The sequence below is a fragment of the Agrobacterium sp. GD03872 genome, assembly GCF_029840625.1.
In the GTDB taxonomy this organism is placed as follows: Bacteria; Pseudomonadota; Alphaproteobacteria; order Rhizobiales; family Rhizobiaceae; genus Agrobacterium; species Agrobacterium fabrum_A.
The window spans coordinates 1-26040 of sequence record NZ_JAOCCY010000006.1; the positions used below are offsets into that span (position 1 = coordinate 1).

Genomic DNA, 26040 nt, shown 5'->3' on the forward strand with positions numbered 1-26040 from the left:
TTCAGTGTCCCAACCTGGGCGGAGCTGAGGCCGGCGACCTGATCGGAACCGAGGGCCTTGAGCTGGTCTGTCGACAGGGCTGCGAACTGCGCCGAAGAGAGCGCCGCAATTTGCGTTCTGCTCAGCGCGGCGACATTGCCGGTGCTCAGCTTGCTGACGTCGAGGCCGGCGAGGAGCTTGGTGCTGATGGCCTTGATCTCGTCTGTGGAGAAGGTGGCGAGAGTATCGGAAGTCAGTGCGGCCAGCTGCGTCGAAGACAGGGCTGCGATCTGCGTCTTCGTCAGTGCGGCAGCGTTCTCGGTGCTGAGAGCAGCCAGTGCGGCCGCGGAGAGGCCCGCGATGGCGTTGGCGCTGATGGCCTTGATCTCGTCGGTGGAGAAGAGCGCCAGTTCGTCGCTGCTCAGTGTCCCGATCTGGGCGGAGCTGAGGCCTGCGACCTGTGTCGAGCCGAGGGCCTTGATCTGGTCGGTGGACAGGGCTTCAATCTGGCTGGCATAGAGCGCCGTGACCTGCGACGACGACAGGCTGCTGACCTGAGCGGAGCTCAATTGTGCGATCTGGGCCAGGGTCAGTCCCTTGACGGCGCTTACCGAAATGGCGCGGACGTCTTCAGAGCTGAAAAGAGCGAGATTATCCGTGCTGAAAGAGGCGATCTGCGCCGATGAAAGAGCCTTGATCTTGGCGCTGTCAAGGGCATTCACGTCTTCCGAGGTCAGACTGGCGATTGTGGACGTGGAAAGCTTGGATATCTGCACAGCAGACAGTGAGGAAAGAATCGAAGTCATGAACGTGTCCTTTACCGGATGGTGACTGGTCACGCCTATCTGCCGCCAGACACTGCCCATTCCGGCAGCGGTCCGACATCCGCAAATAAAGCGAAATTGTGGAGAACATGGCTCAAGTGAACCTGCGCTGGAAACGCATCATGCAATTCGAGCCGGAAACGGACCCGGATTTTCCACGCTAGCTTGTGCGAATGCCGCTAATAATTTTTGCCGCTTACAACCTCACGACGAGCGTGTCATATCAGCCGAACATTTAAAGCCGAGTTAATATTTACTTGCGGTGCTTTTTATTCTTGGGCGTTGACAACTTTAGATTTTGCTGAAGTATAAAATGACATGGCTAAATTTTAGCTGGGCCATCTTTGGCGCGTGAAGCAATATTTATTGATTCTATGGAAAGTTCAATATGTTTTGGAAATCGATATCGATATGTTTTAATTGCTAATTTTCGTTATAATCGGAAACTTGTCACTCGCTATGCCCGAAATATCTATGTAATTGGGGCCGAAATCTGCCGATTTTTTTATTTTTATGCTGTAATTTTATAATTTATAAATATTTTTTAAAGCGATAGCCACCATTTGCCCTTTTTTATGGCATGAAAATGCTTCGCCAGGCAGGGGTGAGCCGTTTGATGATCCGGCAAGGTGTTGATGGCGTCATTCCAGAAAGCCCATGCCGAAAACGAGGCTGCGTTGCGGTTGCCCCGGATCCGGTCTGATCCGGGAGATTGCCCTCGTAACACGTCAACCCTGGGGGTCAGGCATGATGGCGCAGGGCGTCGATGATCACCTTCATCGCTGGAGACATCTGACGCCTGCTGGCATAATAGAGATGGTATCCGGTGAAGGGTGTACTCCAACTATCCAGGACGGCCTGCAATCTTCCATCGGCGATGTGCCCCTCGACAAGATCCTCCGGCACGTAAGCGATCCCGTAACCTTTCACGGCCGCATCGATCTGGGAAATCGAGGAATTGAAGCTCAGCTGCCCCTCCACTCTCACCCGCAGCTCCCGGCCGCCCTTTTCAAACTCCCAGGTATAGAAACCGCCCCAGGTCGCCTGACGCGTATTGATGCAGACATGGCCGACCAGATCCTGCGGTGCGACAGGGATGCCGTGTCTGGCAAAATAGTCCGGCGAAGCCACGGCACGGAGACGCCAGTCCGGGCCGATCCGCACGGCAATCATGTCCCTGTCAACGCTTTCGCCCAGTCGCACGCCGGCGTCGAAACGCTCCTCGACGATATTGCGCATGCCATTGTCGCTGTAGAGTTCGACATGAATATCAGGATAGCTGGACAGCACGCGGCCCAGTTTCGGCCAGACGGTCGTTTGCAGGGCATGATCGGACAGGGTGAGGCGCACGGTGCCCGAGGGCTTTTCGCGAAAGGCGACGAGGTCCGCCAGATCTGTCTCGATCCCCTGAAAGCGTGGGGCGAGGGACAGAAACAGGCGCTCGCCGGCTTCCGTCGTGGCCACGCTGCGTGTCGTCCGGGTCAACAGGCGCACGCCCAACCGGGCTTCCAGCTGCTTGATCGTATAGCTCAAGGTCGATTGCGATGTTCCGAGCGTCGCCGCCGCCTTCGTGAAGCTTCGCTCCTTCGCAACCTCCATGAACCAGAGGAGATCCTTCATATCCTCTCGCTGCATCAAAACCCCTGATTGATATTGAATTTCGATAAGTCCATGCGAATTAGCACGGATTGTCCGCAAAGTCGCCCGGCAATATCTTGCCGCCATTGAAAGAAACCGGAATTTTAGTGGGATCTGGGCGAATGACCCTCACCTATGATGAAGAGATGGGCAACAAACGCGCGGCATGGAGCGCCGTGTTTTGCATGACGCTTTGCGCTTTCGTATTGATCGCTTCGGAATTCATGCCAGTCAGCCTGCTGACGCCGATCGCCGCCGACCTCGGGGTTTCGGAAGGCAATACGGGGCAGGCGATCTCCGTCTCCGGCGTCTTTGCGGTCATCACCAGCCTGTTCATTGCCGGCCTGTCCCGGCGGCTCGACCGGCGTGTTGTCGTGCTCGGCCTGACAGCGCTGCTGATGGTATCCGGGATCGTGGTTACCCTTGCACCGTCTTACCCGGTCCTGATGTTCGGCCGGGCGCTTCTCGGAATCTCCATCGGCGGTTTCTGGTCTATGTCCACCGCCATCGTGATGCGTCTCGTTTCCCATGATCAGGTGCCGAAGGCGCTTGCCCTGCTGAATGCCGGCAATGCGGTTGCGGCAACGGTTTCCGCCCCGCTCGGCAGCCTGCTGGGCGCCTATATCGGCTGGCGCGGCGCCTTCTTTCTTGTCGTGCCGATCGGCCTGCTTGCGCTCCTGTGGCAATGGACCGTGCTGCCGGAACTTCCGCCGCGCCGCGAGCGCGCATCCGCGAATGTCTTCAGGCTGCTTGGACGTTCCGCCGTTGCGGCGGGCATGGCCGCCATCCTGCTGTTATTCATGGGGCAGTTCGCGCTCTTCACCTATTTGCGGCCCTTTCTCGAACAGGTTACCCGGGTTGAAATCACCATGCTGTCGCTGCTGCTGCTGATTATGGGATTGGCCGGGGCAGTGGGAACATGGGTCATCGGCAGGCTGCTGCAACGCCGCCTGTTCAGCATTCTTGTAATCATTCCCCTGCTGATGGCCGGTATCGCGCTCTTCATGGTTGTCTTTGGCGATGCGAAACTTCCTGTCGCCGCCGCGCTCATTGGCTGGGGCTTGCTTGGCACCGCCGCGCCGGTCGGCTGGGGCACCTGGCTCAGCCGCATCCTTCCCGACGATGCCGAGGCCGGCGGCGGGCTGCAGGTCGCCGTCATTCAACTGGCGATAACAGCGGGGGCCTCGGTCGGCGGAATTTTATTCGACAGTTTCGGCTGGTGGTCCGCCTTCACCTTGAGCGGATTGCTGCTCTGCTGTTCCTCGCTTGCCGCCCTTGCGGCCTGGCGGCTGGCGCGGAGGCCATCATGAGGGCTCCTCTCACCCATCCAACCCGACGCGCCCTGCTGGCGTTGGCTGCCGCGTTCATCCTGCCTGCGCCGGCTCTCAGCAGCAGCGGCCCCAACAATCAGGAGCGGACCGATTTGAAGATCAGGCTGACATTCGGAAAAAATACGATGCTGGCGACACTCTATGACAACCCGTCGGCGCGTGATTTCGCGTCCATGCTGCCGCTCGATCTCAAGATCGCCGACTTCGGCTCCAACGAAAAGATCGCCTATCTTCCCCGAAAGCTGACCGTCGAAGGCCACGGGCCGTTCGACAACGAGCGGCCTTACGACCTCTGTTATTACGTGCCCTGGGGCAATCTCGCGATGTTCTATGCCGACTACAGGCATCCCGGCCTCATCCGGCTGGGACGCTTCGACCAAGGCTACGAAGCGCTTCATATCCCTGGGGAATTTCCGCTGCGTATCGAACGCATCCAATGAACCGAACCACAGGAGTTCCCAACATGAGCAAGCCGACAGACACGAATGAGACCTGCAATACCGGCAGGCGCAACCTGATGAAGGCAACGGGCATCGCCGTTGCCGCAATGGGCATGGTGCCAATGGCGAGCGCGACACAGGCTCTCGCCCAGACCTCTTCATGGGACAAGGTCTTCCCCAAGAGCGATGCCGTCGATCACCAGAAGGTGTCGTTCAAAAACCGCTATGGCATCACGCTGGTGGGAGACCTGTACCTGCCAAAGGACCGTGGCAGCGAACCATTGCCTGCCCTTGTCGTCAGCGGCCCCTTCGGTGCGGTGAAAGAACAGTCGTCCGGCCTTTATGCGCAGACCATGGCGGAGCGCGGATTTGCCGCCCTGGCGTTCGATCCGTCCTTTACCGGAGAAAGCGGCGGCGAGCCCCGCAACGTCGCTTCGCCCGATATCAATACCGAGGATTTCAGTGCCGCGGTGGATTATATCGGGCTGCAGTCCCATGTGGATCGTGAGCGCATCGGTGTCATCGGCATCTGCGGCTGGGGCGGCATGGCGTTGAACGCCGTTGCGGTGGACAAGCGCGTAAAGGCCGTCGTGGCCAGCACCATGTATGACATGACCCGCGTCATGTCCAAAGGTTACAATGACAGCGTCACCCTGGAGCAACGTACACAGGCGCTGGAGCAGATGAGCCGGCAGCGCTGGCAGGACGCGGAAATGGGAAGTCCCGCCTATCAGCCGGCCTATAACGATCTCAAGGGTGGGGAAGCGCAGTTCCTGATCGACTATCACGATTATTACCGGACGCCGCGCGGCTATCATGCGCGTGCCGTCAACTCCGGCAATGCCTGGACCCAGACGACGCCCCTGTCGTTCATGAATATGCCGATCCTGACCTATATCGCCGAAATATCGCCGCGCCCGGTCATGTTCATCCACGGAGAGAAAGCGCATTCCCGCTATTTCAGCGAGACCGCTTTTGCCGCTGCGGCCGAACCGAAGGAGCTGGTCATCATTGCGGATGCCAACCATACGGACCTCTATGACCGCGCCGACAAGATTCCGTTCGAGCGGATCGCGCGCTTCTTCAGCCAGCATCTGGCGTAGACGGCGACCGAACGCGCTATGTCACCCATCAGACAGGCGAGCGCGAGCGCGCCTGTCATTCTCGCTCTTCGTTTCCTATCTGGCCCAGCTCTTCTGCAAGCCCGATGAGAAGCCCCTCAGGCCCGCGGATATAACAGAGCCGATAGATGTCTTTATACTGCACGACATCGCCAACGAGCTGCGCGCCGTGCTGGCGGAGCCTTTCCAGGGTTCCGTCAATGTCGTCCACCGTGAACATGGCGCGGAGATAACCGAGGGCGTTGACCGGTGCATCGCGATGATCAGCGATGACGGACGGCGTGAGAAAACGGGAGAGCTCCAGCCGGCTGTGGCCGTCCGGCGTGCGCATCATGGCAATCTCCACCTGCTGATTGCCCAGCCCCGTGACGCGCCCCGCCCATTCTCCCTCAATCATCGCCCGGCCTTCGAGCTCGAGGCCGAGTTCCATGAAGAAATCAATCGTCACTTCGAGATCTTCGACGACGATCCCGATATTGTCCATCCGCTTGAGGGCCATGTTTCCACTCTCCGAGGCGCCCATGCAATCTACAGGGCTTCACCCGATCCAGCAATGATGCTTGCGGCGCGGACGCCGCTGCCGGGCCGCCCAGCCTCAATCCAGCATCATCATATAGGCCGGCAGCTGCTCCTCGAAGAATTTCGAGAAGGTTGCGATGCGGGGCGGCAGGGCCTGATAGGGGGGGTAATAAAGCGTCAGCCAGAGTTCCGGCGGCGCCCAGCCGGGCAGAACATGGGCAAGCCGGCCGCTGCGGATATGTTCGGCGATGTGAAATCCCGGCAGCATGGCCACACCGGCGCCATCCGCCGCCATATCGGCCAGAACCTCGCCATTATTGGCGCTGAATGCGCGGCCGGCGGTGATGCTGATGCTCGATCCGCCATCCGACAGGACCCAGTTCTCCCGCCGGCTTTCGCCGCTATAGGCAAGGCAATCGTCAGGGGTCAGTTCGCTCGGATGCTGCATCTGCGTAAACCGGCTGCCCGGGGCCGCCACCAATATTCTCGGCACGGCCCTGATCTTGCGCCAGATGGTGAATTTGTCCGAAGGGGCGGACGAAATGCGGATCGCCAGATCGTAATCGTCATCCACGATATTGACGAGGCCGTCCGACAGCGAAATCTCGAAGCACATTTTCGGATAGCGTTCCCGGAAACCAGACAGGATCGGTGGCAGCACCGTCTTGCCGAGCCATGTCGGCGCGCTGATCCGCAGCCGCCCCTCATCGGCCTTGTGGGCGTTGCGGACATCGCGCCGGGCATTCTCCAGCGCCTCGACGGCCGGCTGGATCTGTGCGGCGAAGACGGCCCCGTCCGTCGTCAACGAGACCTGCCGGGTGGTGCGGACAAATAATTGCACACCGAGATCGTCTTCAAGCGCGGCAATGGCGCGGGTGACGGCAGCCGCCGTCATGCCGAGTTCACGGGCGACCTGCGCGAAATTGCGCTTTTCGGCGGCCATCAGAAAGGTTTTCAGAGCTTTGTGGTCGTTCATCGCCATTATTTCAAAAATCGCAATTCATTCGAGAAAAATATTGCAATTCCACGATGCAATCAAGCGGGTTACATCTTTGTCCATCGAAACGGACACAGCAACGACGAAAGGCGCCGACGATGATCAAGGATATCAAGGGCCTGCACCACGTCACGTCAATGGCGTCGGATGCGCGGCAGAACAACAGCTTCTTCACCGATACGCTCGGCCTGCGCCGGGTGAAGAAGACCGTCAACTTCGACGAGCCAAGTGTTTATCACCTTTATTACGGTGACGAAAAGGGAACGCCAGGCACCGTCATGACCTACTTTCCCTTCGCCAACATGATGGCCGGCCGTCCCGGCATTGGCGAAGTGGGCGAGACCCAGTTTTCCATTCCCAAGGGTTCGCTGGGCTTCTGGAAAGAGCGTCTCATTGCCAAAGGTGTCGGCAACCTCCAGGCCGATACGGTTTTTGGCGCCGAGCGCCTGCGCTTCACCGGCCCCGATGGCGATGGCCTTGCGTTGATCGAAACGGATAACGATGTCCGCGCCCCCTGGCTGGCCGAGGGTATTTCCGAAGAGCGCGCCATACGTGGCTTCACCGGCGCGCGCTTCAACCTGAACGACACGGCCGCGACTGAGGAACTCCTTCGCTTCATGGGATATGAAAGGGCCGATGTCGAAGGCAATGTGACACGCTTCGTCATTCCCGGCGGCAACGGGGCCGACACGATCGATCTCGCGACCCTGCCGAAGACGCCCTTTGCCCGTCCGGGGGCAGGTTCGGTCCACCATATCGCTTTCGCAGTCGAAAACCGCCAGAAGCAGCTGGAAGTGCGAAAGGCGCTGATGGATACGGGTTATCAGGTCACCCCGGTCATCGACCGCGATTATTTCTGGGCGATCTATTTCCGTACCCCGGGCGGCATCCTGTTCGAAATCGCCACCAACGAACCGGGTTTCGACCGTGACGAGGATACGGCGCATCTGGGTGAAGCACTCAAGCTGCCCAGCCGTTATGAGCCTTTCCGCAATCAGATCGAGGCAAACCTCGCTCCCCTTGCGGCATAAAGCGGGTCTCTGATCCGCCTCGACTGACCAAAACAGACTTATGCTTTTCAAGACGGCTGCCCCTGCCGGGCGGCCGGCCGGCGAAGCCTTCTTAATTTCCACCGCCGTAGATCGGCAATCACCACCTAAACGGAGAACTGAAAATGTCCAAGCTCGAAGTCCTTACCCCCGCCAACAGCCAGCTCATCTTCATCGACCAGCAGCCGCAGATGGCTTTCGGTGTGCAGTCCATCGACCGGCAGACCCTGAAGAACAATGTCGTCGGCCTCGCCAAGGCGGCAAAGATTTTCAACATTCCGACGACCATCACCACGGTCGAAACGGAAAGCTTCTCCGGCAACACCTTTCCGGAACTGCTTGCGGTCTTCCCGGAAAACGACATTCTCGAGCGTACTTCGATGAATTCCTGGGACGACCAGAATGTCCGCGATGCGCTGGCGAAGAACGCCGCCGGTGGCCGCAAGAAGATCGTCGTCTCCGGCCTGTGGACGGAAGTGTGCAACACCACCTTTGCGCTCTCCGCACTCCACGATGTCGCAGATTACGAGATCTACATGGTGGCGGACGCCTCCGGCGGCACCTCTGTCGACGCGCACAAATATGCCATGGACCGCATGGTGCAGGCCGGCATCATTCCCGTGACCTGGCAGCAGGTGCTGCTTGAATGGCAGCGCGACTGGGCACGCAAGGAAACCTATGACGCCGTCACCTCGCTGGTGAAGGAACATTCCGGCGCCTATGGTATGGGCATCGATTATGCCGTAACCCATGTCCATGGCGGTGAAGAACGCGTCAAGCACGGCAAGCGCATCGGTCCCAACCCGGCCAAAAAATAAGCTTTCAACTGCGCCGCACCGGCAGGATTATGATCCAGCCCGGTGCGGCTTTCACCTATCGAGGAGGTTTCCATGAAAGTCTATCTTCTGTCGCTTGGCGCCGGCCTGCTGGTCGGCATCGTTTATAGCCTGCTCAATGTGCGTTCGCCCGCACCGCCCGTCATCGCTCTCATCGGTCTGCTCGGCATATTGGTCGGGGAACAGATCATCCCCTTCGCGAGGACGATCATCGACAGGGAACCGGCCGCCGTTTCGTGGTTCAACCACATCAAGCCGCATATGTTCGGCCACATGCCCAAGGGCGGCGCCGAAACAGCCGGCCTTGCCGAGGGTAAACAGCCGATCGACCGGGAGAGAAGCTGATGCCGACACGACGCACCTTTCTCGGCGCGGCTTCGAGCCTCGCCTTTCCGAATCTGTTCTCACCGGCTAAGGCCGCTGATCCCATCAAGACCGGAGGTTCTTCCATGTATCCAGATACGATCCTTCACAATGGCCGCTTCACGACGCTCGACCGCGGTAACCCCAATGCAACGGCAGTCGCCATCAAGGACGGCCTGTTCCTGGAGGTGGGAAGCGACGCCGAGGTCATGGCGCTTGCCGGGCCTGATACGAAGGTCGTCGACCTCAAGGGCAAGCGGGTTCTGCCCGGCCTGATCGACAACCACACCCACATCGTGCGCGGCGGCCTGAACTTCAACATGGAACTGCGCTGGGATGGCGTGCGCTCGCTTGCCGATGCCATGGACATGCTGAAGCGCCAGGTGGCGATCACCCCGGCGCCGCAATGGGTGCGGGTTGTTGGCGGTTTCACCGAGCATCAGTTCGTCGAAAAGCGCCTGCCAACCATCGAGGAGATCAATGCGGTGGCGCCGGATACGCCGGTCTTCCTGCTGCATCTTTACGACCGGGCGCTGTTGAACGGCGCGGCGCTTCGCGCCGTCGGCTACACGAAGGACACGCCGAACCCGCCAGGCGGCGAGATCACCCGCGATGCGAACGGCAATCCGACCGGCCTGCTACTCGCCAAGCCGAATGCCGGCATCCTCTATTCGACGCTCGCCAAGGGGCCGAAGCTGCCGCTCGACTACCAGGTCAATTCCACCCGCCACTTCATGCGCGAGCTGAACCGGCTGGGCGTGACCGGCGTGATCGACGCGGGCGGCGGCTTCCAGAATTACCCTGATGACTACGAGGTGATCCAGAAGCTGTCGGATGAGAACCAGATGACGGTTCGGCTGGCCTACAATCTCTTCACGCAGAAGCCGAAACAGGAGAAGGAGGATTTCCTCAACTGGACGTCATCGGTCAAATACAAGCAGGGCAACGACTATTTCCGGCACAATGGCGCAGGCGAAATGCTGGTCTTTTCCGCTGCCGATTTTGAGGATTTCCGCCAGCCGCGACCGGACATGCCGCCGGAAATGGAAGGCGAGCTTGAAGACGTCGTCCGGATTCTGGCGGAAAACCGCTGGCCCTGGCGTCTGCACGCCACCTATGACGAGACGATTTCGCGGGCGCTGGATGTCTTCGAAAAGGTCAACCGGGACATTCCGCTCGAAGGCCTGAACTGGTTCTTCGATCACGCCGAAACGATCTCCGACCGCTCTATCGACCGCATCGCGGCCCTCGGCGGCGGCATCGCCACCCAGCACCGCATGGCCTATCAGGGCGAATATTTCGTCGAACGCTACGGTCAGGGCGTGGCGGAAGCCACCCCGCCGATTGCGCGGATGCTGGAAAAGGGCGTGAACGTTTCGGCCGGCACGGATGCAACGCGCGTTGCCTCCTATAATCCGTGGGTGTCGCTGTTCTGGATGGTGACGGGCAAGACGGTGGGCGGCATGCAGCTTTATCCGCGCGCCAATTGCCTCGACCGCGAGACGGCGCTGCGCATGTGGACCGAAAAAGTCACCTGGTTCTCCAACGAGGAGGGCAAGAAGGGCCGCATTGAAAAGGGCCAGTTCGCCGATCTCGTGGTGCCGGACAAAGACTATTTCTCCTGCGCGGAAGATGAGATTTCCTTCCTCACCTCGGAACTGACCATGGTGGGCGGCAAGGTCGTTTATGGCGCCGGTGACTTCAGGACGCTGGATGAAAGCAATATTCCGCCGGCCATGCCCGACTGGTCGCCGGTCCGCACCTTCGGCGGTTATGCCGCCTGGGGTGAGCCGCAGGGCGCTGGAAAGAACTCGCTCAGACGCGCAGCCATCACCTCCTGCGGCTGCGCCAATGATTGCGGCGTGCATGGTCACGACCATGCCGGCGCATGGACGTCGAAATTGCCGATTGCCGATCTGAAGGGCTTCTTCGGCGCGCTGGGCTGCTCCTGCTGGGCGGTCTGAGCCCTATCGGCAAACGAAATGCAACGGGCGGCGGATTATCGCTGCCCGTTGCCTCTGGCAAAAAGCGCCATTACAAAATACGCAATAATATAGAAATAATTGATGCAATTGTTGGCGATAATCCTTTGCGTCAATATCGCTCCATCAGATGAACGCAGCGCCGCTCAACACCGAGGGCCAGATCGCAGGAGCAAAAAATGACCGATCCATCTTCGACCTTTCGCCTTCGCAGGCTTGTTGCGGATATCGTTGCCGCACCCGCCACAAAAATCCTCGCGCTTCTGGCGCTCTGCTCGGCCTATATTCAGGGGCCGCTCACCAAGATCTTCGACTTTCCCGGCGCGATTGCCGAGATGAACCATTTTGGTCTCCAGCCGGCCGCCGCATTCGCGGTCGTCGTCATCCTGTTCGAACTCACCGCCTCCGCCCTAGTGGTATCGGGCTTCCTGCGGTGGGCAGGGGCTCTGGCGCTGGCAGGCTTCACGCTGCTGGCCACCTTCATCGCTCTCCGCTTCTGGGAAATGGCGCCCGGCATGGACCGCATGATGGCCACCAACGCCTTCTTCGAACATCTTGGTCTGGCCGGCGCTTTCGTTATCGTCGCCGCAATCGATTTCACGAAAGGAACAGGCAAATGAGCGCCGCAAAATCCTCCGCGAGCAGCTTTGCTCCCCTTGCGCAACCGGTTTTCGCCGTTCTCTGGGCGGCGACGGTGCTCGGTAACACCGGCAGCTTCATGCGCGATGTCGCCAGTTCATGGTTGATGACCGATCTTTCGGCCTCGCCGGCGGCCGTCGCCATGGTTCAGGCGGCCGGAACCCTGCCGATCTTTCTTCTGGCAATCCCGGCCGGCGTGTTGACCGATATTCTCGATCGCCGCAAGTTCCTGATCGCGGTGCAGCTTCTGCTGGCCTCGGTCAGTATCACCCTGATGGTTCTCGCCCATACCGGCCTGCTGTCCGTCAGCGCCCTGATCGGCCTCACCTTCCTCGGCGGCATCGGTGCGGCATTGATGGGGCCGACCTGGCAGGCCATCGTGCCGGAACTGGTGAAACGTGAGGATATCAAGAGCGCCGTGGCGCTGAACTCGCTGGGCATCAACATCGCCCGTTCCATCGGTCCCGCCGCCGGCGGCATCCTGCTCGCGGCCTTCGGGGCGGCCTTCACCTATGGCGCCGATGTCGCAAGCTATTTCGTGGTCATCGCCGCGCTTTTGTGGTGGCCGCGGGCAAAGAACGCCAATGATGCGCTGGCGGAGGGTTTCTTTGGCGCATTCCGGGCGGGCCTTCGTTATACCCGCGCCAGCCGGCCGCTGCATGTCGTTCTGCTGCGGGCAGCGATCTTCTTTGCTTTCGCCAGTGCCGTGTGGGCGCTGCTGCCTCTGGTCGCCCGGCAATTGCTCGGCGGAGATGCAAGTTTCTACGGCATCCTGCTTGGCGCTGTCGGCGCCGGCGCCATCGGCGGCGCGCTGGTCATGCCGAAACTGCGTCAACGTTTCGATGCCGACGCCCTGCTGCTGGGTGCAGCTCTCACGACCGCGCTCGTCATGGCCGGACTTTCGTTCGCACCGCCAAAGTGGCTTGCCATCATCATCCTGCTGTTTCTTGGCGGCGCCTGGATCACGGCTCTGACGACGCTGAATGGCGCAGCCCAGGCAATCCTGCCGAACTGGGTGCGTGGCCGGGGTCTGGCCGTTTATCTCACCGTCTTCAACGGCGCGATGACAGCGGGCAGCATCGGCTGGGGCGCGGTTGGCGAAGCCGCGGGCGTGCCGGGTACGTTGCTGATCGGTGCAGCTGGCCTCTTCATCGCCGGTCTTGTCATGCACCGCCTGAAACTGCCTGCGGGCGATGCGGATATGGTGCCCTCCAACCATTGGCCCGAACCGCTCGTTGCCGAGCCGGTGGCCCATGATCGCGGCCCGGTTCTGATCCTGATCGAATATAACGTCGAAAAGCATCACCGCGCCGCTTTCCTGCATGCATTGGACGAACTCTCCCAGGAGCGCCGACGCGACGGCGCCTATGGCTGGGGCGTGACGGAGGATTCCGCCGATCCGCAGAAGATCGTCGAATGGTTCATGGTGGAATCCTGGGCCGAACATCTGCGCCAGCACAAGCGGGTTTCCAATGCCGATGCGGATTTGCAGGGCAAGGTGCTCGCCTACCATTCCGGCCTTGAAAAACCGGTGGTGCGGCACTTCCTCACCATCAATCGCCCCGGTAAGGCATGAAAGAAAAGGGGCCGAAAGGCCCCTTTTTGTTGCCGTTTGCTGCCGGGCGGCTATTGCCCAATTCGCTCCAGTACACGGCTCAATGCGTCCTTCAGCACCCTCGAACCGCCCTTGCCGTCGAAGTCCTGCAGCACCTGCTCGTTGAGGCCGCCCTTGGTGGCGAATTCACGGCTGATCTCGGTGAAATCCGTCCTGTCGCCGGCAAGCACGGCCACCTCGGAGAGGCCGGCAAAGAGCGGTGTAAGATAGGCGCGCGCCTTTTCTTCCGGCAGGCCCTTCTCGGCCAGCCATTCCGTCGCGGTCTGCATGATGCCGAAATAGGTGGCCATCAGGGCGCTCGCGGCGGCCAGAAGATCGTATTCCGCCTTGGTCTCGCATTCCACCGCCTTGCCGAGCACGTTGAAGATGGCAGCCGTATCCACATCGGCAGGATAAATGGCGGTGACGCCGCTGCGCCGGGCGACGAAGGGCAGCGGGATCGCCTGGCTGAGGCGCACATCCGCACCGATCCAGTCCAGAAGCGCCTCGCGGCCGGTTGCGGCAACGACGCTGATGATCTTCTGCCCGTCTCGGAACTGCAGGGGCCGGATGACTTCTTCGGCGATCTGCGGGCGGATAGCCAGCACGACGGTATCGCAACCGTCGACGATCGCCTGATTGTCGCCGGAGACGACCACCTGCGGAAACTCGACCGCAAGTCTGGCCGAGATATCGGCGCTGCGCTGGGATACCATGACATGCGGCAAGGCGGCTGGCCTGCCGAGCAGGCCCCGAACCATCGCCTCGGTTATGGCGCCCGTTCCGATGAAGCCGATTTTCTGGGGAAGTGACATGAATACTCCGCGGCGGCGAGGGGAAACCGACAGAGGCGCCGGTCTTTCTCACGCGATGCTAAATTTCCCGTCCGGAATTGTCGACAGGGAGGGGGCGGAATGGCCAGTTCGGCCACGGCGTTGCACCGATGGTGCTGCTGAGTGTCGCGCTGATTGAACACCAGCTAGTCAATGCTCGGCTTAGTCCCTTGCCGGCGCGTTTTCATGTGAATGCCCGATCGAAGCCAGTGGTTTCATGCTGATGAATGCCACGAAGGGCAAAAAGCGCGGCCACCTTGTGCTGGGCCGCGCTTATCGTTGTTGCCGCAGGAGCGATGAGCTTCCTACGTCTCTTTACGGTGCTGTTTTTCCGATGCTGGCTGATCTGCGGCATTCGTGATCGATGCGGCCAGCAGGGCCTGTGTTGGGTCCGCGCCCTTGAAGCCGGCCTGTGCGAGGATCTCGTCCAGAACCGGCTTTTGTGCCGTGAAGCTGAGAAGCTGGCTGGACAGATCGCCGAGGCCATTGCCGTTTTTCGTGTCGCCGCCGCCACCCAGGGCGCCGGCCAGATTACCGGCGCTGAAGATGCGGATGTCGGAAATCTTCTCGATAGGCTTCATCGCCTCGGAAAGTGCTTCGGGAATGATGGCGATCCTTGCGCGGGCGAGTTCGAACGCGATGATGTCGCCGGATAGCGCATTGCGCGCATCGTTCTTTGCACGCTCTGCCTGGGCTTCCGCGTCGCCGAGCGCGATGACGCCTTCGGCACGGATTTTCGCGGCCTGCGCCTCGGCTTCCGCACCGATCTTGGTTGCGGCCGCCAGGTTTTCGGCGGCTTGCCGTTCGGCCTCCGCCTTAACCGTGATGGCCGTCGCTTCCTGCTCAGCCGCCTTGCGGGCGTCGATCACGGCGATGCGCTTGGCGCGTTCGGCGATTTCCACTTCGCGGGCGGTCGCCACCTGCTCTTCGGCCGTGATGGCGGAAGCCTTGGCCTCGTCCGCCTTGGCGCGGGCGGCCTGTTCCTGTTCCACCTTCTGCGCGACTGCGATGGCGGCTTCGATGCGCGCCGTTTCGGTGATCTTGCGTGCTTCCGCTTCGCGCTCGGCAATGCCGCGCTCGGCCTCGATGCGTGCGGTTTCGCGGGCCTGGCGGGCTTGTGCATCCCGTTCGGCAATGCCGCGTTCCGTATCGAGCTTTGCCGTTTCCTCGTTGAGGCGAGCCGCCTGCTCGGCCCTTGCCGCTTCCGCCCGCGTTTCCGCCGTCTTGTTGGCGATATCGCGCTCCTGCGTCAGTTCCGCGTCGCGCTGTTCGCGTTCGATGGTCAGGCGCCGCAGCACCGCTTCGCGATCCTTCGTGGCAATTTCGACTTCGTTGTCACGAACGATCTGGTTGCGCTCGCGTTTGCGTTCTTCGGTGATCCGGGTGAGCGCGGTCAGGCCCTCCGCATCGAATGAATTGTTGGGATTGAAATGCTTGATATCGGTCTGGTCGAGCCGTGTCAGCGAGACCGACTCCAGTTCGAGGCCGTTGGACTGCAGGTCGTGGGCGACGGCCGCCTGCACGGATTTGACGAATTCAGCGCGCTGTTCCTGAAGATCGCGCAGCGACATGGTCGCGGCAACCGAGCGCAAACCGTCGACAAATTTCGCCTCGACCAGTGATTTCAGCGCGTCGGCGTCATTCGTCCGGTCACCGAGCGTCTGGGCCGCCAGTGCGATATTTTCGGCGTCGGGCTTAACGCGCACGTAAAATTCGGCGGTGATGTCGGCCCGCATGCGATCCTTGGTGATCAGCGATTCGTGTTCGGACCTTTTCACCTCCAGCCGCAATGTGCTGAGCGAAACCCAGGAATAGGAGTGGAAGATCGGCAGGATGATTGCACCGCCGTCGAGGACGACTTTTTTGCCGCCGAGGCCGGTTCTGACATAGGCCTTGTCGCGTGTCGACCGCGTATAAAGCGATGTCATGATGATGCCGATGACGACGACCGCCGTGACGATGCCCCCGGCGATCAGGCTCAAAGAAAAGAAATCCATGGTGAGTTAGCCCCTGTTATGCCCGCTATTGTGAATTTCCAGATCCGGCGGTGCGGGAATGGCTTCAAAAAGCCCGTCCGCGCCATCGACGATCAATATCTGCGCACCTGTATCGATCGTATGACCGGATGCGGCCCGTGCACGCAGGAAGTGAATATTGTCGTGGCGGTCCTTCACCCGCACGGTGCCGGGATTGCCCCGATCGAGAGGCCCGATGGTGACGGTGCCCACAAGCCCCAGAAAGTCGGCCTGCTCCAGCGCGTTCGTCTCATCACGCGGGATGATTTTTGCTAGGGCCCGGCTGAGTGACCGTGTAGCCGGAATGGCGGCGGCAACGGCGCCGCTCATGGCCACATAAACCGGCAACGGCCCGAGAAGCGTTGCGGAGGCGACCCCCTGAATGAAGAACCCGGCGACGGAAAAAGCCGAAAGCAGGATGACCGCCAGGACAAGAAGCGGCACGCCGCCGGCGTTGAGCCACGACATCCAGCTGCCGAGCAGTCCCGCCTCGGTATCTCCAGGCGCGTGATAGCTGAAACTGTCGTCAAGCAGTCCGGAAGCCGATGCGCCAAGCAGAACCGAGATGAGTTCGACAATGCCGAGGCCGGCGACCGTCAGCAAGGCGATCCAGAAGGGCGCAGTGCCTGGCTGGACAATGCCTTCCATCAACGTTGTCCTTCCCGGAACGCCTTGAGCCGCGCTTCGATGGCGCTTTGACGTTGCATCCGGCCGAGTTCTTCCACCTCGGCCGCGCCATTATTGGGCTTGGCCGGCGTGCCGGTTACTCTTTCGATGGCGTCGAGCGCATCGGCCAGGCGGCGGTCGTTGCGCTGTGATGGCGTCGTATCCGCCGCCGGCGTGATGCGTTCGGCGCGCTTGGCATCCTCAAGCCGCTTTTGCGCATCCGCCTTTGCGGAGGCGATGCTGCGCAATGTGGTTTCCGCCTCGGCAATTTCAGCGGCATTTTCAAGGACCGCCTTGTTCAGCGCTTCCCGCTGCGCCTCCAGATCGATCTGCAGGCCGGTTGCGGCGCGGGCGAGATCCTCACGGCCGTTTTCCAACCCAACCCTGATCTTGTCGTCGAGGTCGCGGATCTCCTCCTCGAGATCCGCGGTCTTGGCCTTCAGGCGATGGCCGGCGGCAACCGCCACACCAAGGGCGGATCGGGCCTCATCTGCGATCTTCGCGATTTCGCGCACCGCCTGCTGCGCAACGGCAACCGGATTGGATGCCTCCGCCGCATCGACGGCGTTATTCATGACACCGGCGATGACACGCCCGAGTCGGCCAAGAATACCTTCATTGTTCATCGAAGCCTCCCTGTTCGGTTGGACGCCGGTTTTTATCCCGGCATGGATGCTGATGGATCCGCCCTCGAAAACGAGGCGCGCTTCTGCAAAGTCATTCCAGCCGTCCTGGTAACCCCGGACGGTATAGGGCACCACGACGCGGCCCGAGAGGGTGGCGATGCTGACCATGTCCGGCCCCTTCACCGAAAAGAGCTTGCTGTCGAGGGGTATGTCGCGCACCGGCTCCTGCGGATCGCGCTGGCTGTGGTCGCGCAGAGCCAAAGTCACCATGCGTGAAGGAAGGCTGGTCCTGACCCTGATCTCCTCATAAGCTGCCGCGTGCAGGGCCACGAGATTGGCTCCTTCGGTCTGGTCAAGGATCGCCATCGCACGCCGATAGGCAAGGAGCGTCTCTTCGAGACAAGAGCGGTTCTCCTCCGAAAGGTTCAGCGCCAGAACGACATTGGACAAAAGTTTCGTGCTCATATGAAATATATAAAGCACTTCATTTGTGCTTTCAAGAGTTGTTCAGGGCGAACGAGGGAAATGATTCATGAAAAAGGCGATCATATTCGACTGCGAATTCCTGTGCCTCGAGGGGTCCCAGCGAAGATTCTGGTGTGCTGCGCATGATCCTGATCCGGTCATTGCGCAGATCGGCGCCGTCAAGCTCCAGCTGGAGGGCGATTTTCCGCTGTTGGAAACCTACAAGGCTTACATATGTCCGGTTGACCGTCATGGCGGAAGATATGCGATAGATCCGTTCTTCACCGGGCTGACGGCTATCACCGGGGAGATCATCGACGCGGAAGGCGTTCCCTTGCAGGAGGCTCTTTCAAGCTTCGACGGCTTCACGGAAGGTGCCCAATGCTGGTCATGGGGCAAGGACGAGCTGAATATGGTGGCGATCAGCTGTTATGTCGCCGGTATACAGCCGCCCATTCCTGCTAACCGTTTCGACAATGCCGTCAAACTTCTGCTTGCAGCGGGAATGCCGTTGGAGGATCTGGCAAAAACGTCGAGCAGCAGGCTGGCCGCTTATTACGGCGTCGAGCATCCGCTGTTGCAGGGGCACGATGCGCTCGACGATGCGCTTTCGGTTTCCTATGCTCTGCAACATCTCCTGAGGAGCGGAAAGCTGACACCAGAAGCATTCGGGCCCGGCGCTTAGCCGGTGTCAGGCAGGATCGCGTCAGCTTCCCGGCCGGTGCTCGCGAAACGCGGCGGCGAGGGTGCGTAGCGCTTCGCGGGATCTGCGGTCCGTCAATGTCGAGAACATGATGATTTCGGTGGAGGGCAGGGGCGGCAGGCCGAAACGCTGGCTGACCTCGACCGTGCCGGGCGGCGCCAGCCGACAGGAAAAGGCGGAAATTGCAAGACCGGCCGAAACCGCCGCCGTTACCATCGACGATGTGCCGCCAAGAAATACTTCCGTCCAGGCGACTGCGGCCGCATCCAGTGCACGGGCGGCGATGTCGCGTACGCCACAGGCGGGTGAGAGCGCCGCCAGCCGCAATGGCTCGCCCTGGCGATGTTCGAATTGCGGGGTGGCGTACCAGCCGAAATGCTCCGGCCCGAGCACCTCGCCGTCACGCCGGTCGTCCTCGCGTCGAATGATTGCCGCATCGATTTCGCCACGGTCGAAAGCGTCCAGCAGGGTGCGGGAATTGTCCATCCGCACTTCAATCGTAAGCCCGGGATCATGGGCGTTGAGCCGCGCCAGCAGGGTCGGCACTTCCGGCCCCGCCACATGGGCGGCAATGCCAAGTCCGAACCGGCGGCGTGGAGAGGCAAGGCCGGCCAGCGCCCGATCATGCGCGGCGAGGAATTCACGGGCGGGCGCCAGAAACACCGCACCCTGTGCCGACAGCCGCACCGAGCGGGGCGTCCGTTCGAGCAGCCGCTGGCCGAGCCGGTCTTCCAGCCGTTTGAGCTTGACGCTGATGGCGCCCTGGGTGGTGCCCAGCGCCTCGGCGGCGCGGGTGAAGCTCTGCAGGTCGGCGATCGTGACGAAGGCCTCGACGGCATCCACATCCAGCACGCTCATGGCGATAATTCCGATTTGTTGTCTCTGAAATAGCCAACCATCCAATTCAGTTATGGTCAAGGCTTGGCTAACTTGCCGCCGGTTTACCGAGCGGATGTCGCATGTGCGACCTGATCCATGAAAGGCCGAAGAATGACCCTTGCCATTACCGCACCGGCCGGTAACAGGAGCGCCGTGGCGCTTGCTGCCGTCTGCCTCTCCGCCCTGATGTTCGGACTGGAGATTTCCAGCGTTCCGGCGATCTTGCCAACACTCGAACAGGTGCTGCATGCGGATTTCCGGCAGCTTCAGTGGATCATGAACGCCTATACGATCGGCGTGACGATGGTGTTGATGGCGACAGGCGCGCTGGCCGACCGTTTCGGCCGCAAACGGGTCTTTATCGCCAGCATCGTCGCCTTTGCGCTTTCCTCTCTCGCCTGCGGAATGACGGAGAATGTTCTCGTGCTGATCGGCGCCCGCTTCCTTCAGGGCTTGAGCGGCGGGGCGATGCTGGTGTGTCAGATCGCCATCCTGTCGCATCAGTTCCGTACGGCGCGCGAGCGCGGCATGGCGTTTGGCTGGTGGGGCATCATATCGGGCGTGGGACTGGGTTTCGGCCCGATCGTCGGCGGCGCCATCGTTGCGCTGTGGAGCTGGGAATGGGTGTTCCTCGTTCACGTGGCGATCGGTATCGTCACATGGCTGCTCGCCGCGGCTGGCGTCGGAGAATCGCGCGATCCCGAGGCGGCGCGTCTCGATCTTGCCGGCATGGTCACCCTTTCGGCCGCCGTCTTCTGCCTTGCCTTTTTCATCACGCAGGGACCCGAGCTCGGTTTTGTGAGCCTTGAGGCGCTTATGATCCTCGGTGTTTCGGCCGTGAGCTTGATTGCCTTCGTGATCGTTGAAAAGCTTAGTGCGAGACCGATGTTCGATTTCTCCGTTTTCCGCATCCGGCCTTTTTCCGGGGCGATCATCGGTTCGGCGGCAATGAATATCAGCTTCTGGCCTTTCATGATCTATCTGCCGATCTGGTTTCAGGCGGGTCTCGGTTATGACAGCGTCACCGCCGGCCTCGGCCTGCTGGCCTATACGCTGCCGGCGCTGGTGGTGCCGCCTTTGGCGGAACGCCTGTCGTTGCGCTATCAGCCACGCCTTGTCATTCCGGCCGGGCTGTTCACCATCGGCCTCGGTTTCATGCTGATGAAATTGGGAAGCGGCGTCGAAAATGCGAGCTGGCTCACCATGCTGCCCGGCTGCATTCTTTCCGGCATCGGGCTCGGGCTGACCAATACGCCTGTCACCAACACCACCACGGGGGCGGTTTCCCCCGCACGCTCGGGCATGGCCTCGGGTATCGACATGAGCGCGCGGATGATCTCGCTCGCCATCAACATCCCGGTCATGGGCTTCATTCTGGTGGAGGGCGTCGGGTCTTCGCTTCGGGCAAACCTGCCGTCCGGCATGGATGGGCGCGCAATGCAGTTGCTTGCGGAAAAGATCGCGGCGGGCACCGCGGGCGCTTCGGTCCAGGGCGTTTCGGAAGCGCTCGTCCATCGGGCGCTTGCAGACGGTTTTGGCCTGGTCATGCTTTATGCCGGCATCAGCGTCTGGCTGCTCGCCGCCATCAGTTTTGTCGTCTTCGGCCCGGCGCGGCGGCTGGCAACGCAATAAGCGACCGGAGATCTCGGAAAAAGGTCGAGGGAATGGAGGGCCTGTCATGTACAGGCCCGTTCGCAAAATCCCTATTCGCCTTTATTTCCGGCAAAATTCCTGCCGAGATTATAAAAACAGAGCTTCATCCGGCTTCGTTTGTCGGTGCCGTCAAGGCTGGAGGCGGGAACTTGAAAACCGAATGTTTCCTCCGGTTCGGCGGAGCGTTCCCGCCAGAAGGCGTCAATGTCCGAAACCATCATTTTCTGTCGTCGTGTGCGACGGTAGCGAATGGGGTGTCTGGAATGGGCCACAGCGAAATAGTGCCATGCATCCTGCGGTATGAGCCCCTGCAGGACCATCAATGTCGCCTCCTTGGGGCGAAGTCCGCAGAGATCGCGCGTCACCGACACCATCCGCTCTTTTGCGTCCCGCGGACCCTGCATGCCGCCGACGACAATGGAGTGGCGCCATGTCTCGCATCCGCGCACAAACATGAACGTCGCCGTCCAAAGAACAGTATCGTCATCGCTGCGCATAAGCCTGACGGCAAAAGCGCCCTCGTGCCGGCCGCCGCAGCGGTCGGCCAATGACAGGGTGCAATAATATTCGTCGCTTCGGCCATGAACGGTACCCATCCCCATGGTTTTTCCCGCCCAGAGGCCGGCCATGACGCGCCTGGAAAAATGCCGGCCCGCGATGGTGAAATTGTCCGCAAGCAAAACCAGGCGCCTTTTCTGCGGCACCCTGTTAATCAGGAATTTCGACAGGGGTTTTTGCAGAAGCTCGTCATGCGGCGGCGGCAATTTCTCCCTTGCCGAAAAATCCGCCAGAAACCGCCACCATTGAAAGGTCACGAAAGGGTTTGCCGCAAAACGCAGCCAGAAAAGCACCGCCCGCTTCCAATGGGCGCGCCAGACAAAGGTTATGATTTTCCAGAACAGTAAAAAACGGGCGCTGCCTGAAGCCGCCCGGGCCGCATCATCGGTGGCAGGGAATTTCTCTGCCGATACGGCAGCATGCTGAGTGCGCGACATGGATGGATTTCCGGCTGAACATAAGCTTTCAGCCGAGGCATGCGCCGGATTTGTGAAGACCGTGTCGAGAAACGGCCAATCCTGTATGGAGGCCGGATCGTTGTTGCCACGGGCGGCAGGCGGCCCTGATCGAGGCAGACGATTCTCCCGCCGGGGTTTTCAGGGCGTCGCCTTGAAGACAACCGTCACGATGGTTCCGCCCTCCGGCCGCGCCTTTATCTGCAGATCGCTGTCATGCGCGCGGGCGATGGCCCGGGCAATCGACAGGCCGAGACCGGTGCCGCCGGTTTTGCGTGCGCGTGACGGTTCTGTCCGCCAGAAGAGCTCGATGCCATGCGCTTCGACGCCAGGGGGAAAACCCGGTCCCTTATCCTCGATCGCGACAAAGGGGCGCCCGTCCTCAAACCCCGTCACACAGCGCAGAAGCCTGCCGCTCGCCGCATAACGGCGCACATTGTCCATCAGGACCAGAAGCAGCTGTCGAAGACGCTGGCGGTCCCCGTAGACGGGCGCGGGCTCCAGTGACATGTCGAGATCGATGCCAGCCTCGTCCATCAGCTGCTGCGCCGCTTCGGCGGCGGCTGCGCATTCGGCGGCGAGATCGAGCGGCTGCATGTCTTTGACGAGGCTGTTGGTCTCCGCCAGAGAGAGTGTCCGCAGATCGTCGACAAGGCGCGCCAGTCCTTCCACATGCACGATGAGATGGCGAATGGCTTGCTTGTCGAGGGGAAAGACATCGTCGACAATGCCGTGCAGACGGCCCTGCAGGATGGTGAGTGGGGTGCGCAGCTCGTGCGCCACCGCCATCGTGTTGAACTTCAGCCGGCGCTCCATCATCTGAAGCTCCCGCGTCAAACTGTCGAAGCTTTCCACAAGAGATCCGATTTCGGCAATGCGGCTCGCCTTGACGTTCTCGCCGCCGCTGAAATCGCCGGTCGCCATGCGCCGTGCCGCCTCGGTAAGCTGTCCCAGAGGCGCGGCAATGCGCCGGGAGATGAAATAGCCAAGCACGCTGCACAGGACGACACCGAGCAGGCCGAAGCCGAAAATCGATGCCAGAAACTCGTCGTCTGCCGCGTTCTGCACGCCTGGCAGAACCTTGAGAAGCGCTCGCAGCTGCTGCTCGTCCGGCATCACCCCCCGGTCAATATCCGAAAAAGCCTTGGCGGCATCGGGCGAGAGTGCGGCAATGGCGCGCTCCTGTATATTTTCCGCATACCAGGAGACGCCGTGATAGATCGTTGCGACGGCAAAGACGAGCATCGTCGTGATCGTGATCGCCGTCATCGTGCTGAGGCCAAGCCGCCGAAGCCTCATGATTTCTGCTCCCTTGCCAGCCGGTAACCGACGCTGCGCACCGAGACGAGATAACCGCAGGCGCCGTGGTCCGTCAGTTTCTTGCGCAGATTGGCGATGTGCGTGTCGATGGTGCGCGCCAGCGCATCGCTTTCGGGCAGGCAGGCATCCAGAATGTCGGCGCGCTGAAAGGCGTGGGTAGGGCGGCGCGTCATATGGGCGAGTATCCTGAACTCGCTCAGGGTCAACGGCAGAACGGTCCGCCCCTTGTCGTTGCAGATCGCCGCGACATAAGCTTCGGTGTCCACTTCGATGGCGCCGAAGCGCAAAATCCCGCCATCGGCCGGCTGGCGCGTGCGTTTCAGCACGGCGTTCACCCGCGCGATCAATTCGTGGGGATTGAAAGGTTTGACGATGTAGTCATCCGCACCGAGGCGCAGGCCGGTGAGCTTGTCCATATCCTCGGCGAGCGAGGTGACCATGATGACGGGCGTATCCCGCTCCCGCCGGATACGGTTCAACACCTCGATGCCATCGAATTTCGGCAGGCGAATATCGAGGAGAACAAGATCCGGCCGCAACATGGAAAAATGGGTGAGCGCCACTTCGCCATCGCTGGCTCTGACGGTTCTGTAGCCTTCACGAATGAGATAGGCGTCGAGAATCTGAATAATATCGGGATCGTCTTCGACGATCAGGATAAGCCCTTTGTCCATGCTGAACCCGCAAACTACTTGTATCGGCCGTGATGATGGCGCGACGCTAAGCGGATGCGCGGCATCCGGCAAGGCTCGCATCCGGGAATAGAGATCGTCAGCGCGGCTTTCCTCGCAGTCTTGTTTCTTTCTCCGCAAAGCCTTGACATTTCTGCGGAAGAGAACTGGCCATGCACCAGTCTCTCACGGATAAAACCCATCTGCAAAAGCCGGATTCGACCCGGGGGTTGAGATTTCGCGCAAGCGCCATCGGTGGCGTGCATCGGGTTTTTGTGCGCGCCTCCGGCAGTCTCCTGCTGCTGACTCTTTCTGTCGCGCTGGCGATGATGGCTTTTTTCACGATGCGGCCGGATATCGACCTCAATGTGAGCCGGCAGTTCTGGATGGATGGTTTCCTGCTCAGTCAAGACGAGTTTCTGCTTTCCGTCCGCGACCTCAACCGCATGCTTCCGCCGGTTTTAGTGTCCGGGCTTGTGTGCATGCTTTTCCTCATGCCCTTCTGGGGTCGCCTGCCGCGGCTTTTTCCGCCTCACAAGCTGCTGCTTGTCACCGTCTTTTTTCTTCTGGGACCGGGTGCATTGGTTCATGTCCTGAAAACCGCTTTCGGCAGGGCAAGGCCGCGCCATCTTGTCGAGTTCGGGGGAGACCTGTTTTTTACGCCGGTTCTTTCCCTCGATGGCGGCTGCGTCCGAAATTGCTCCTTTCCTTCCGGTGAGAGCGCGTCTGCAATCGCCCTTCTGGCCTTCACCATACTCCTGCCGGAGAAATTCCGCCTGATCGGCACAGCGATATTGGCGCCATTTATCGTGATCGTCTCGCTGAACCGGGTCGCAATGGGCGCGCACTTCTTCTCCGATGTCCTGATTGCGTGGCCCCTGATGTTTGCGGTGTTTCTTCTGCTCCATTGGCCCTTCACGCAAAACCGCCATGCGATCGATGCGGCCTTCTTGCGCAAGGCCCGCGGGATGCCGGTTGCCATGCAGCCAAGGTCATTAGCCGAACAATAATCTCCGGGAGTTTCACCCGCCGAAGATGGCAAGGGCAGCGGAAAACCGCTGCCCTTGCCGGTTTTCCCGGACGCGGCTTCCGGCGTCTTATTTCACCTGGGCGACGATCAGCTTGCCGTCGGCCCGTTCGGCAACGAATTCGATATTGGCGCCTTCCTTGAGCCTGGAGAGGATCGCATCGTCCTTGACGCGGAACACCATCGTCATGGCCGGCATGTCGAGGTTCTTCAGTTCCTCATGGATGATGGTGACCTTCTTGGCCGCTGCATCGACCTTCTTCACCGTTCCCTTGGTGAATTCCTGCGCAACGGCAGTGAAGGGAGCGGCAAGAAGAAGTGCTGCTGCGACAGTGATGTTCATGATCGTTTTCATGGTCAGGTTCCTTTGTTGAATGGGTTACTTTGCCGAAACTTTGAGATCGCCGCGCATGCCGGCCTCGTAATGCCCGGGTTTCAGGCAGGCGAATTCGAACATGCCGTCATTGGTGAATTTCCAGATGATTTCGCCGCTTTCGCCGGGCGCGAGGCTGATGGCATTCGGATTGTCGTGCTCCATCTCCGGCGTCTTTTCCATCGCGGCCTTGTGCTCCAGATTGGCCTTCTGTTCGTCGAGAATGAATTCATGGTCCAGCTCGCCGACATTCTTCACGGCAAAACGCACGGTCTTGCCCTTCTTGAAGTCGAATTTGGCGGGGGTGAAAACCATCTTGCCGTCCGGCGTTTCCTTCATCGTCACCTGGATGGTCTGGGTCACCTTGGCCTTGTCGCCAGGTTCGCCGATCGCCATCGCCTCATGGCCGCCGCCATGGGTGCCCGCGGCCAAGGCGGGCGTGGCGAGCGCGGTGAGAAGCAGTGCAAGTTTCAGTCTGGTCATC

General features: G+C 60.6%; 25 protein-coding genes and 1 pseudogene. 12 read left to right on the forward strand and 14 right to left on the reverse strand.

The annotated features are described in order from the left end of the window. Together N5D22_RS15605 and N5D22_RS15610 are read right to left on the reverse strand one after the other, a co-directional pair. Nucleotides 1-785: pseudogene (locus N5D22_RS15605) on the reverse strand (ice nucleation-like protein); the annotation flags it as partial. Nucleotides 786-1544: 759 nt separating this feature from the next. Continuing rightward, nucleotides 1545-2438: a LysR family transcriptional regulator gene (locus N5D22_RS15610; protein ID WP_279656966.1), complete on the reverse strand. Its 894-nt coding sequence runs from the start codon at nt 2436-2438 to the stop codon at nt 1545-1547. 125 nt (nt 2439-2563) lie between these two features. On the opposite strand from N5D22_RS15610, the gene N5D22_RS15615 reads away from it, so the two are divergent. Genes N5D22_RS15615 through N5D22_RS15625 form a run of 3 tightly spaced genes read left to right on the forward strand, consistent with a single transcriptional unit; the run spans nt 2564 to nt 5315 of the window. Continuing rightward, nucleotides 2564-3751: an MFS transporter gene (locus tag N5D22_RS15615; RefSeq protein WP_279656965.1), complete on the forward strand. Its 1188-nt coding sequence runs from the start codon at nt 2564-2566 to the stop codon at nt 3749-3751. Then, nucleotides 3748-4212 carry a cyclophilin-like fold protein gene (locus N5D22_RS15620; RefSeq protein ID WP_279656964.1) on the forward strand — a complete coding sequence of 155 codons (465 nt, stop codon included), beginning with the start codon at nt 3748-3750 and terminating at the stop codon, nt 4210-4212. Before N5D22_RS15615 ends, N5D22_RS15620 begins: the two co-directional genes overlap by 4 nt. Nucleotides 4213-4235: 23 nt before the next feature. Beyond that, complete coding sequence (locus tag N5D22_RS15625) at nt 4236-5315, forward strand: alpha/beta hydrolase (RefSeq protein WP_279656963.1); 1080 nt, start codon at nt 4236-4238, stop codon at nt 5313-5315. A 55-nt stretch (nt 5316-5370) separates the two neighbouring features. Here the strand turns inward: N5D22_RS15625 and N5D22_RS15630 are convergent, their stop codons facing one another. After that, nucleotides 5371-5832 carry a VOC family protein gene (locus tag N5D22_RS15630; RefSeq protein ID WP_279656962.1) on the reverse strand — a complete coding sequence of 154 codons (462 nt, stop codon included), beginning with the start codon at nt 5830-5832 and terminating at the stop codon, nt 5371-5373. Nucleotides 5833-5928: 96 nt separating this feature from the next. After that, entirely contained in the window at nt 5929-6828 is a 900-nt protein-coding gene (locus N5D22_RS15635; RefSeq protein ID WP_279656961.1) for a LysR family transcriptional regulator, read from the reverse strand. A 119-nt stretch (nt 6829-6947) separates the two neighbouring features. Here N5D22_RS15635 and N5D22_RS15640 point away from each other — a divergent pair, with 119 nt between their 5' ends. The 6 genes from N5D22_RS15640 (at nt 6948) to N5D22_RS15665 (ending at nt 13294) form a co-directional block, all read left to right on the forward strand. Further along, nucleotides 6948-7880 carry a ring-cleaving dioxygenase gene (locus N5D22_RS15640; RefSeq protein ID WP_279656960.1) on the forward strand — a complete coding sequence of 311 codons (933 nt, stop codon included), beginning with the start codon at nt 6948-6950 and terminating at the stop codon, nt 7878-7880. Nucleotides 7881-8023: 143 nt separating this feature from the next. Beyond that, a complete protein-coding gene (locus tag N5D22_RS15645) occupies nt 8024-8716 on the forward strand; it encodes a hydrolase (protein ID WP_065657452.1) in 693 nt (230 codons plus the stop codon). 72 nt (nt 8717-8788) lie between these two features. Then, nucleotides 8789-9079: a XapX domain-containing protein gene (locus tag N5D22_RS15650; protein ID WP_279656959.1), complete on the forward strand. Its 291-nt coding sequence runs from the start codon at nt 8789-8791 to the stop codon at nt 9077-9079. Beyond that, nucleotides 9079-11061, forward strand: coding sequence for an amidohydrolase (locus N5D22_RS15655; RefSeq protein WP_279656958.1), 1983 nt, complete (start codon nt 9079-9081; stop codon nt 11059-11061). The genes N5D22_RS15650 and N5D22_RS15655 overlap by 1 nt, the downstream gene beginning before the upstream one ends. 197 nt (nt 11062-11258) lie before the next feature. Beyond that, the gene (locus N5D22_RS15660) at nt 11259-11699 is read left to right on the forward strand and encodes a DoxX family protein (protein ID WP_279656957.1); all 441 of its coding nucleotides are present in this window, start codon (nt 11259-11261) and stop codon (nt 11697-11699) included. Further along, on the forward strand, nt 11696-13294 hold the full coding sequence (locus tag N5D22_RS15665; protein WP_279656956.1) for an MFS transporter: 1599 nt from the start codon (nt 11696-11698) through the stop codon (nt 13292-13294). Before N5D22_RS15660 ends, N5D22_RS15665 begins: the two co-directional genes overlap by 4 nt. 50 nt (nt 13295-13344) lie before the next feature. Here the strand turns inward: N5D22_RS15665 and N5D22_RS15670 are convergent, their stop codons facing one another. From N5D22_RS15670 to N5D22_RS15685, 4 genes are all read right to left on the reverse strand, one after another. Further along, entirely contained in the window at nt 13345-14127 is a 783-nt protein-coding gene (locus tag N5D22_RS15670) for a pyrroline-5-carboxylate reductase (RefSeq protein WP_279656955.1), read from the reverse strand. A gap of 323 nt (nt 14128-14450) precedes the next feature. Continuing rightward, nucleotides 14451-16142: a flotillin domain-containing protein gene (locus N5D22_RS15675; RefSeq protein ID WP_279656954.1), complete on the reverse strand. Its 1692-nt coding sequence runs from the start codon at nt 16140-16142 to the stop codon at nt 14451-14453. A 6-nt stretch (nt 16143-16148) separates the two neighbouring features. Beyond that, on the reverse strand, nt 16149-16808 hold the full coding sequence (locus N5D22_RS15680) for an OB-fold-containig protein (protein ID WP_279656953.1): 660 nt from the start codon (nt 16806-16808) through the stop codon (nt 16149-16151). Next, complete coding sequence (locus tag N5D22_RS15685; RefSeq protein WP_279656952.1) at nt 16808-17917, reverse strand: PspA/IM30 family protein; 1110 nt, start codon at nt 17915-17917, stop codon at nt 16808-16810. Before N5D22_RS15685 ends, N5D22_RS15680 begins: the two co-directional genes overlap by 1 nt. A 67-nt stretch (nt 17918-17984) precedes the next feature. Between N5D22_RS15685 and N5D22_RS15690 the strand changes: the two genes are divergently transcribed. Beyond that, nucleotides 17985-18602, forward strand: coding sequence for an exonuclease domain-containing protein (locus tag N5D22_RS15690; protein WP_279656951.1), 618 nt, complete (start codon nt 17985-17987; stop codon nt 18600-18602). 21 nt (nt 18603-18623) lie between these two features. Here the strand turns inward: N5D22_RS15690 and N5D22_RS15695 are convergent, their stop codons facing one another. Beyond that, on the reverse strand, nt 18624-19478 hold the full coding sequence (locus tag N5D22_RS15695) for a LysR family transcriptional regulator (protein ID WP_279656950.1): 855 nt from the start codon (nt 19476-19478) through the stop codon (nt 18624-18626). A gap of 132 nt (nt 19479-19610) precedes the next feature. Between N5D22_RS15695 and N5D22_RS15700 the strand changes: the two genes are divergently transcribed. Next, complete coding sequence (locus N5D22_RS15700; RefSeq protein ID WP_279656949.1) at nt 19611-21131, forward strand: MFS transporter; 1521 nt, start codon at nt 19611-19613, stop codon at nt 21129-21131. 71 nt (nt 21132-21202) lie between these two features. On the opposite strand, the gene N5D22_RS15705 is transcribed toward N5D22_RS15700, so the two are convergent. The 3 genes from N5D22_RS15705 to N5D22_RS15715 all read right to left on the reverse strand — a co-directional run bounded on the left by N5D22_RS15705 (nt 21203) and on the right by N5D22_RS15715 (nt 24159). Then, nucleotides 21203-22147: a DUF535 family protein gene (locus N5D22_RS15705; protein ID WP_279656948.1), complete on the reverse strand. Its 945-nt coding sequence runs from the start codon at nt 22145-22147 to the stop codon at nt 21203-21205. Between the two features lie 159 nt (nt 22148-22306). Next, a complete protein-coding gene (locus N5D22_RS15710) occupies nt 22307-23464 on the reverse strand; it encodes an ATP-binding protein (protein WP_279656947.1) in 1158 nt (385 codons plus the stop codon). Further along, on the reverse strand, nt 23461-24159 hold the full coding sequence (locus N5D22_RS15715; RefSeq protein ID WP_279656946.1) for a response regulator: 699 nt from the start codon (nt 24157-24159) through the stop codon (nt 23461-23463). The genes N5D22_RS15710 and N5D22_RS15715 overlap by 4 nt, the downstream gene beginning before the upstream one ends. Nucleotides 24160-24329: 170 nt before the next feature. On the opposite strand from N5D22_RS15715, the gene N5D22_RS15720 reads away from it, so the two are divergent. Continuing rightward, nucleotides 24330-25166, forward strand: coding sequence for a phosphatase PAP2 family protein (locus N5D22_RS15720; RefSeq protein WP_279656945.1), 837 nt, complete (start codon nt 24330-24332; stop codon nt 25164-25166). An 87-nt stretch (nt 25167-25253) separates the two neighbouring features. Here the strand turns inward: N5D22_RS15720 and N5D22_RS15725 are convergent, their stop codons facing one another. Together N5D22_RS15725 and N5D22_RS15730 are read right to left on the reverse strand one after the other, a co-directional pair. Next, entirely contained in the window at nt 25254-25538 is a 285-nt protein-coding gene (locus tag N5D22_RS15725; RefSeq protein WP_279656944.1) for a copper-binding protein, read from the reverse strand. Between the two features lie 24 nt (nt 25539-25562). Then, nucleotides 25563-26039 carry a plastocyanin/azurin family copper-binding protein gene (locus tag N5D22_RS15730; RefSeq protein WP_279656943.1) on the reverse strand — a complete coding sequence of 159 codons (477 nt, stop codon included), beginning with the start codon at nt 26037-26039 and terminating at the stop codon, nt 25563-25565. Nucleotide 26040 lies beyond the last annotated feature (1 nt).

Excerpts from the sequence above, each read along its gene's own strand:
- N5D22_RS15615 (WP_279656965.1), top strand. The coding sequence starts at position 2,564 with ATGACCCTCACCTATGATGAAGAGATGGGCAACAAACGCGCGGCATGG.
- N5D22_RS15725 (WP_279656944.1), bottom strand. The coding sequence starts at position 25,538 with ATGAAAACGATCATGAACATCACTGTCGCAGCAGCACTTCTTCTTGCC.
- N5D22_RS15625 (WP_279656963.1), top strand. The coding sequence starts at position 4,236 with ATGAGCAAGCCGACAGACACGAATGAGACCTGCAATACCGGCAGGCGC.
- N5D22_RS15675 (WP_279656954.1), bottom strand. The coding sequence starts at position 16,142 with ATGGATTTCTTTTCTTTGAGCCTGATCGCCGGGGGCATCGTCACGGCG.
- N5D22_RS15665 (WP_279656956.1), top strand. The coding sequence starts at position 11,696 with ATGAGCGCCGCAAAATCCTCCGCGAGCAGCTTTGCTCCCCTTGCGCAA.
- N5D22_RS15715 (WP_279656946.1), bottom strand. The coding sequence starts at position 24,159 with ATGGACAAAGGGCTTATCCTGATCGTCGAAGACGATCCCGATATTATT.
- N5D22_RS15705 (WP_279656948.1), bottom strand. The coding sequence starts at position 22,147 with ATGTCGCGCACTCAGCATGCTGCCGTATCGGCAGAGAAATTCCCTGCC.
- N5D22_RS15630 (WP_279656962.1), bottom strand. The coding sequence starts at position 5,832 with ATGGCCCTCAAGCGGATGGACAATATCGGGATCGTCGTCGAAGATCTC.
- N5D22_RS15640 (WP_279656960.1), top strand. The coding sequence starts at position 6,948 with ATGATCAAGGATATCAAGGGCCTGCACCACGTCACGTCAATGGCGTCG.
- N5D22_RS15685 (WP_279656952.1), bottom strand. The coding sequence starts at position 17,917 with ATGAGCACGAAACTTTTGTCCAATGTCGTTCTGGCGCTGAACCTTTCG.
- N5D22_RS15645 (WP_065657452.1), top strand. The coding sequence starts at position 8,024 with ATGTCCAAGCTCGAAGTCCTTACCCCCGCCAACAGCCAGCTCATCTTC.
- N5D22_RS15655 (WP_279656958.1), top strand. The coding sequence starts at position 9,079 with ATGCCGACACGACGCACCTTTCTCGGCGCGGCTTCGAGCCTCGCCTTT.
- N5D22_RS15620 (WP_279656964.1), top strand. The coding sequence starts at position 3,748 with ATGAGGGCTCCTCTCACCCATCCAACCCGACGCGCCCTGCTGGCGTTG.
- N5D22_RS15720 (WP_279656945.1), top strand. The coding sequence starts at position 24,330 with ATGCACCAGTCTCTCACGGATAAAACCCATCTGCAAAAGCCGGATTCG.
- N5D22_RS15695 (WP_279656950.1), bottom strand. The coding sequence starts at position 19,478 with ATGAGCGTGCTGGATGTGGATGCCGTCGAGGCCTTCGTCACGATCGCC.
- N5D22_RS15680 (WP_279656953.1), bottom strand. The coding sequence starts at position 16,808 with ATGGAAGGCATTGTCCAGCCAGGCACTGCGCCCTTCTGGATCGCCTTG.
- N5D22_RS15710 (WP_279656947.1), bottom strand. The coding sequence starts at position 23,464 with ATGAGGCTTCGGCGGCTTGGCCTCAGCACGATGACGGCGATCACGATC.
- N5D22_RS15635 (WP_279656961.1), bottom strand. The coding sequence starts at position 6,828 with ATGAACGACCACAAAGCTCTGAAAACCTTTCTGATGGCCGCCGAAAAG.
- N5D22_RS15700 (WP_279656949.1), top strand. The coding sequence starts at position 19,611 with ATGACCCTTGCCATTACCGCACCGGCCGGTAACAGGAGCGCCGTGGCG.
- N5D22_RS15610 (WP_279656966.1), bottom strand. The coding sequence starts at position 2,438 with ATGCAGCGAGAGGATATGAAGGATCTCCTCTGGTTCATGGAGGTTGCG.
- N5D22_RS15670 (WP_279656955.1), bottom strand. The coding sequence starts at position 14,127 with ATGTCACTTCCCCAGAAAATCGGCTTCATCGGAACGGGCGCCATAACC.
- N5D22_RS15660 (WP_279656957.1), top strand. The coding sequence starts at position 11,259 with ATGACCGATCCATCTTCGACCTTTCGCCTTCGCAGGCTTGTTGCGGAT.
- N5D22_RS15650 (WP_279656959.1), top strand. The coding sequence starts at position 8,789 with ATGAAAGTCTATCTTCTGTCGCTTGGCGCCGGCCTGCTGGTCGGCATC.
- N5D22_RS15730 (WP_279656943.1), bottom strand. The coding sequence starts at position 26,039 with ATGACCAGACTGAAACTTGCACTGCTTCTCACCGCGCTCGCCACGCCC.
- N5D22_RS15690 (WP_279656951.1), top strand. The coding sequence starts at position 17,985 with ATGAAAAAGGCGATCATATTCGACTGCGAATTCCTGTGCCTCGAGGGG.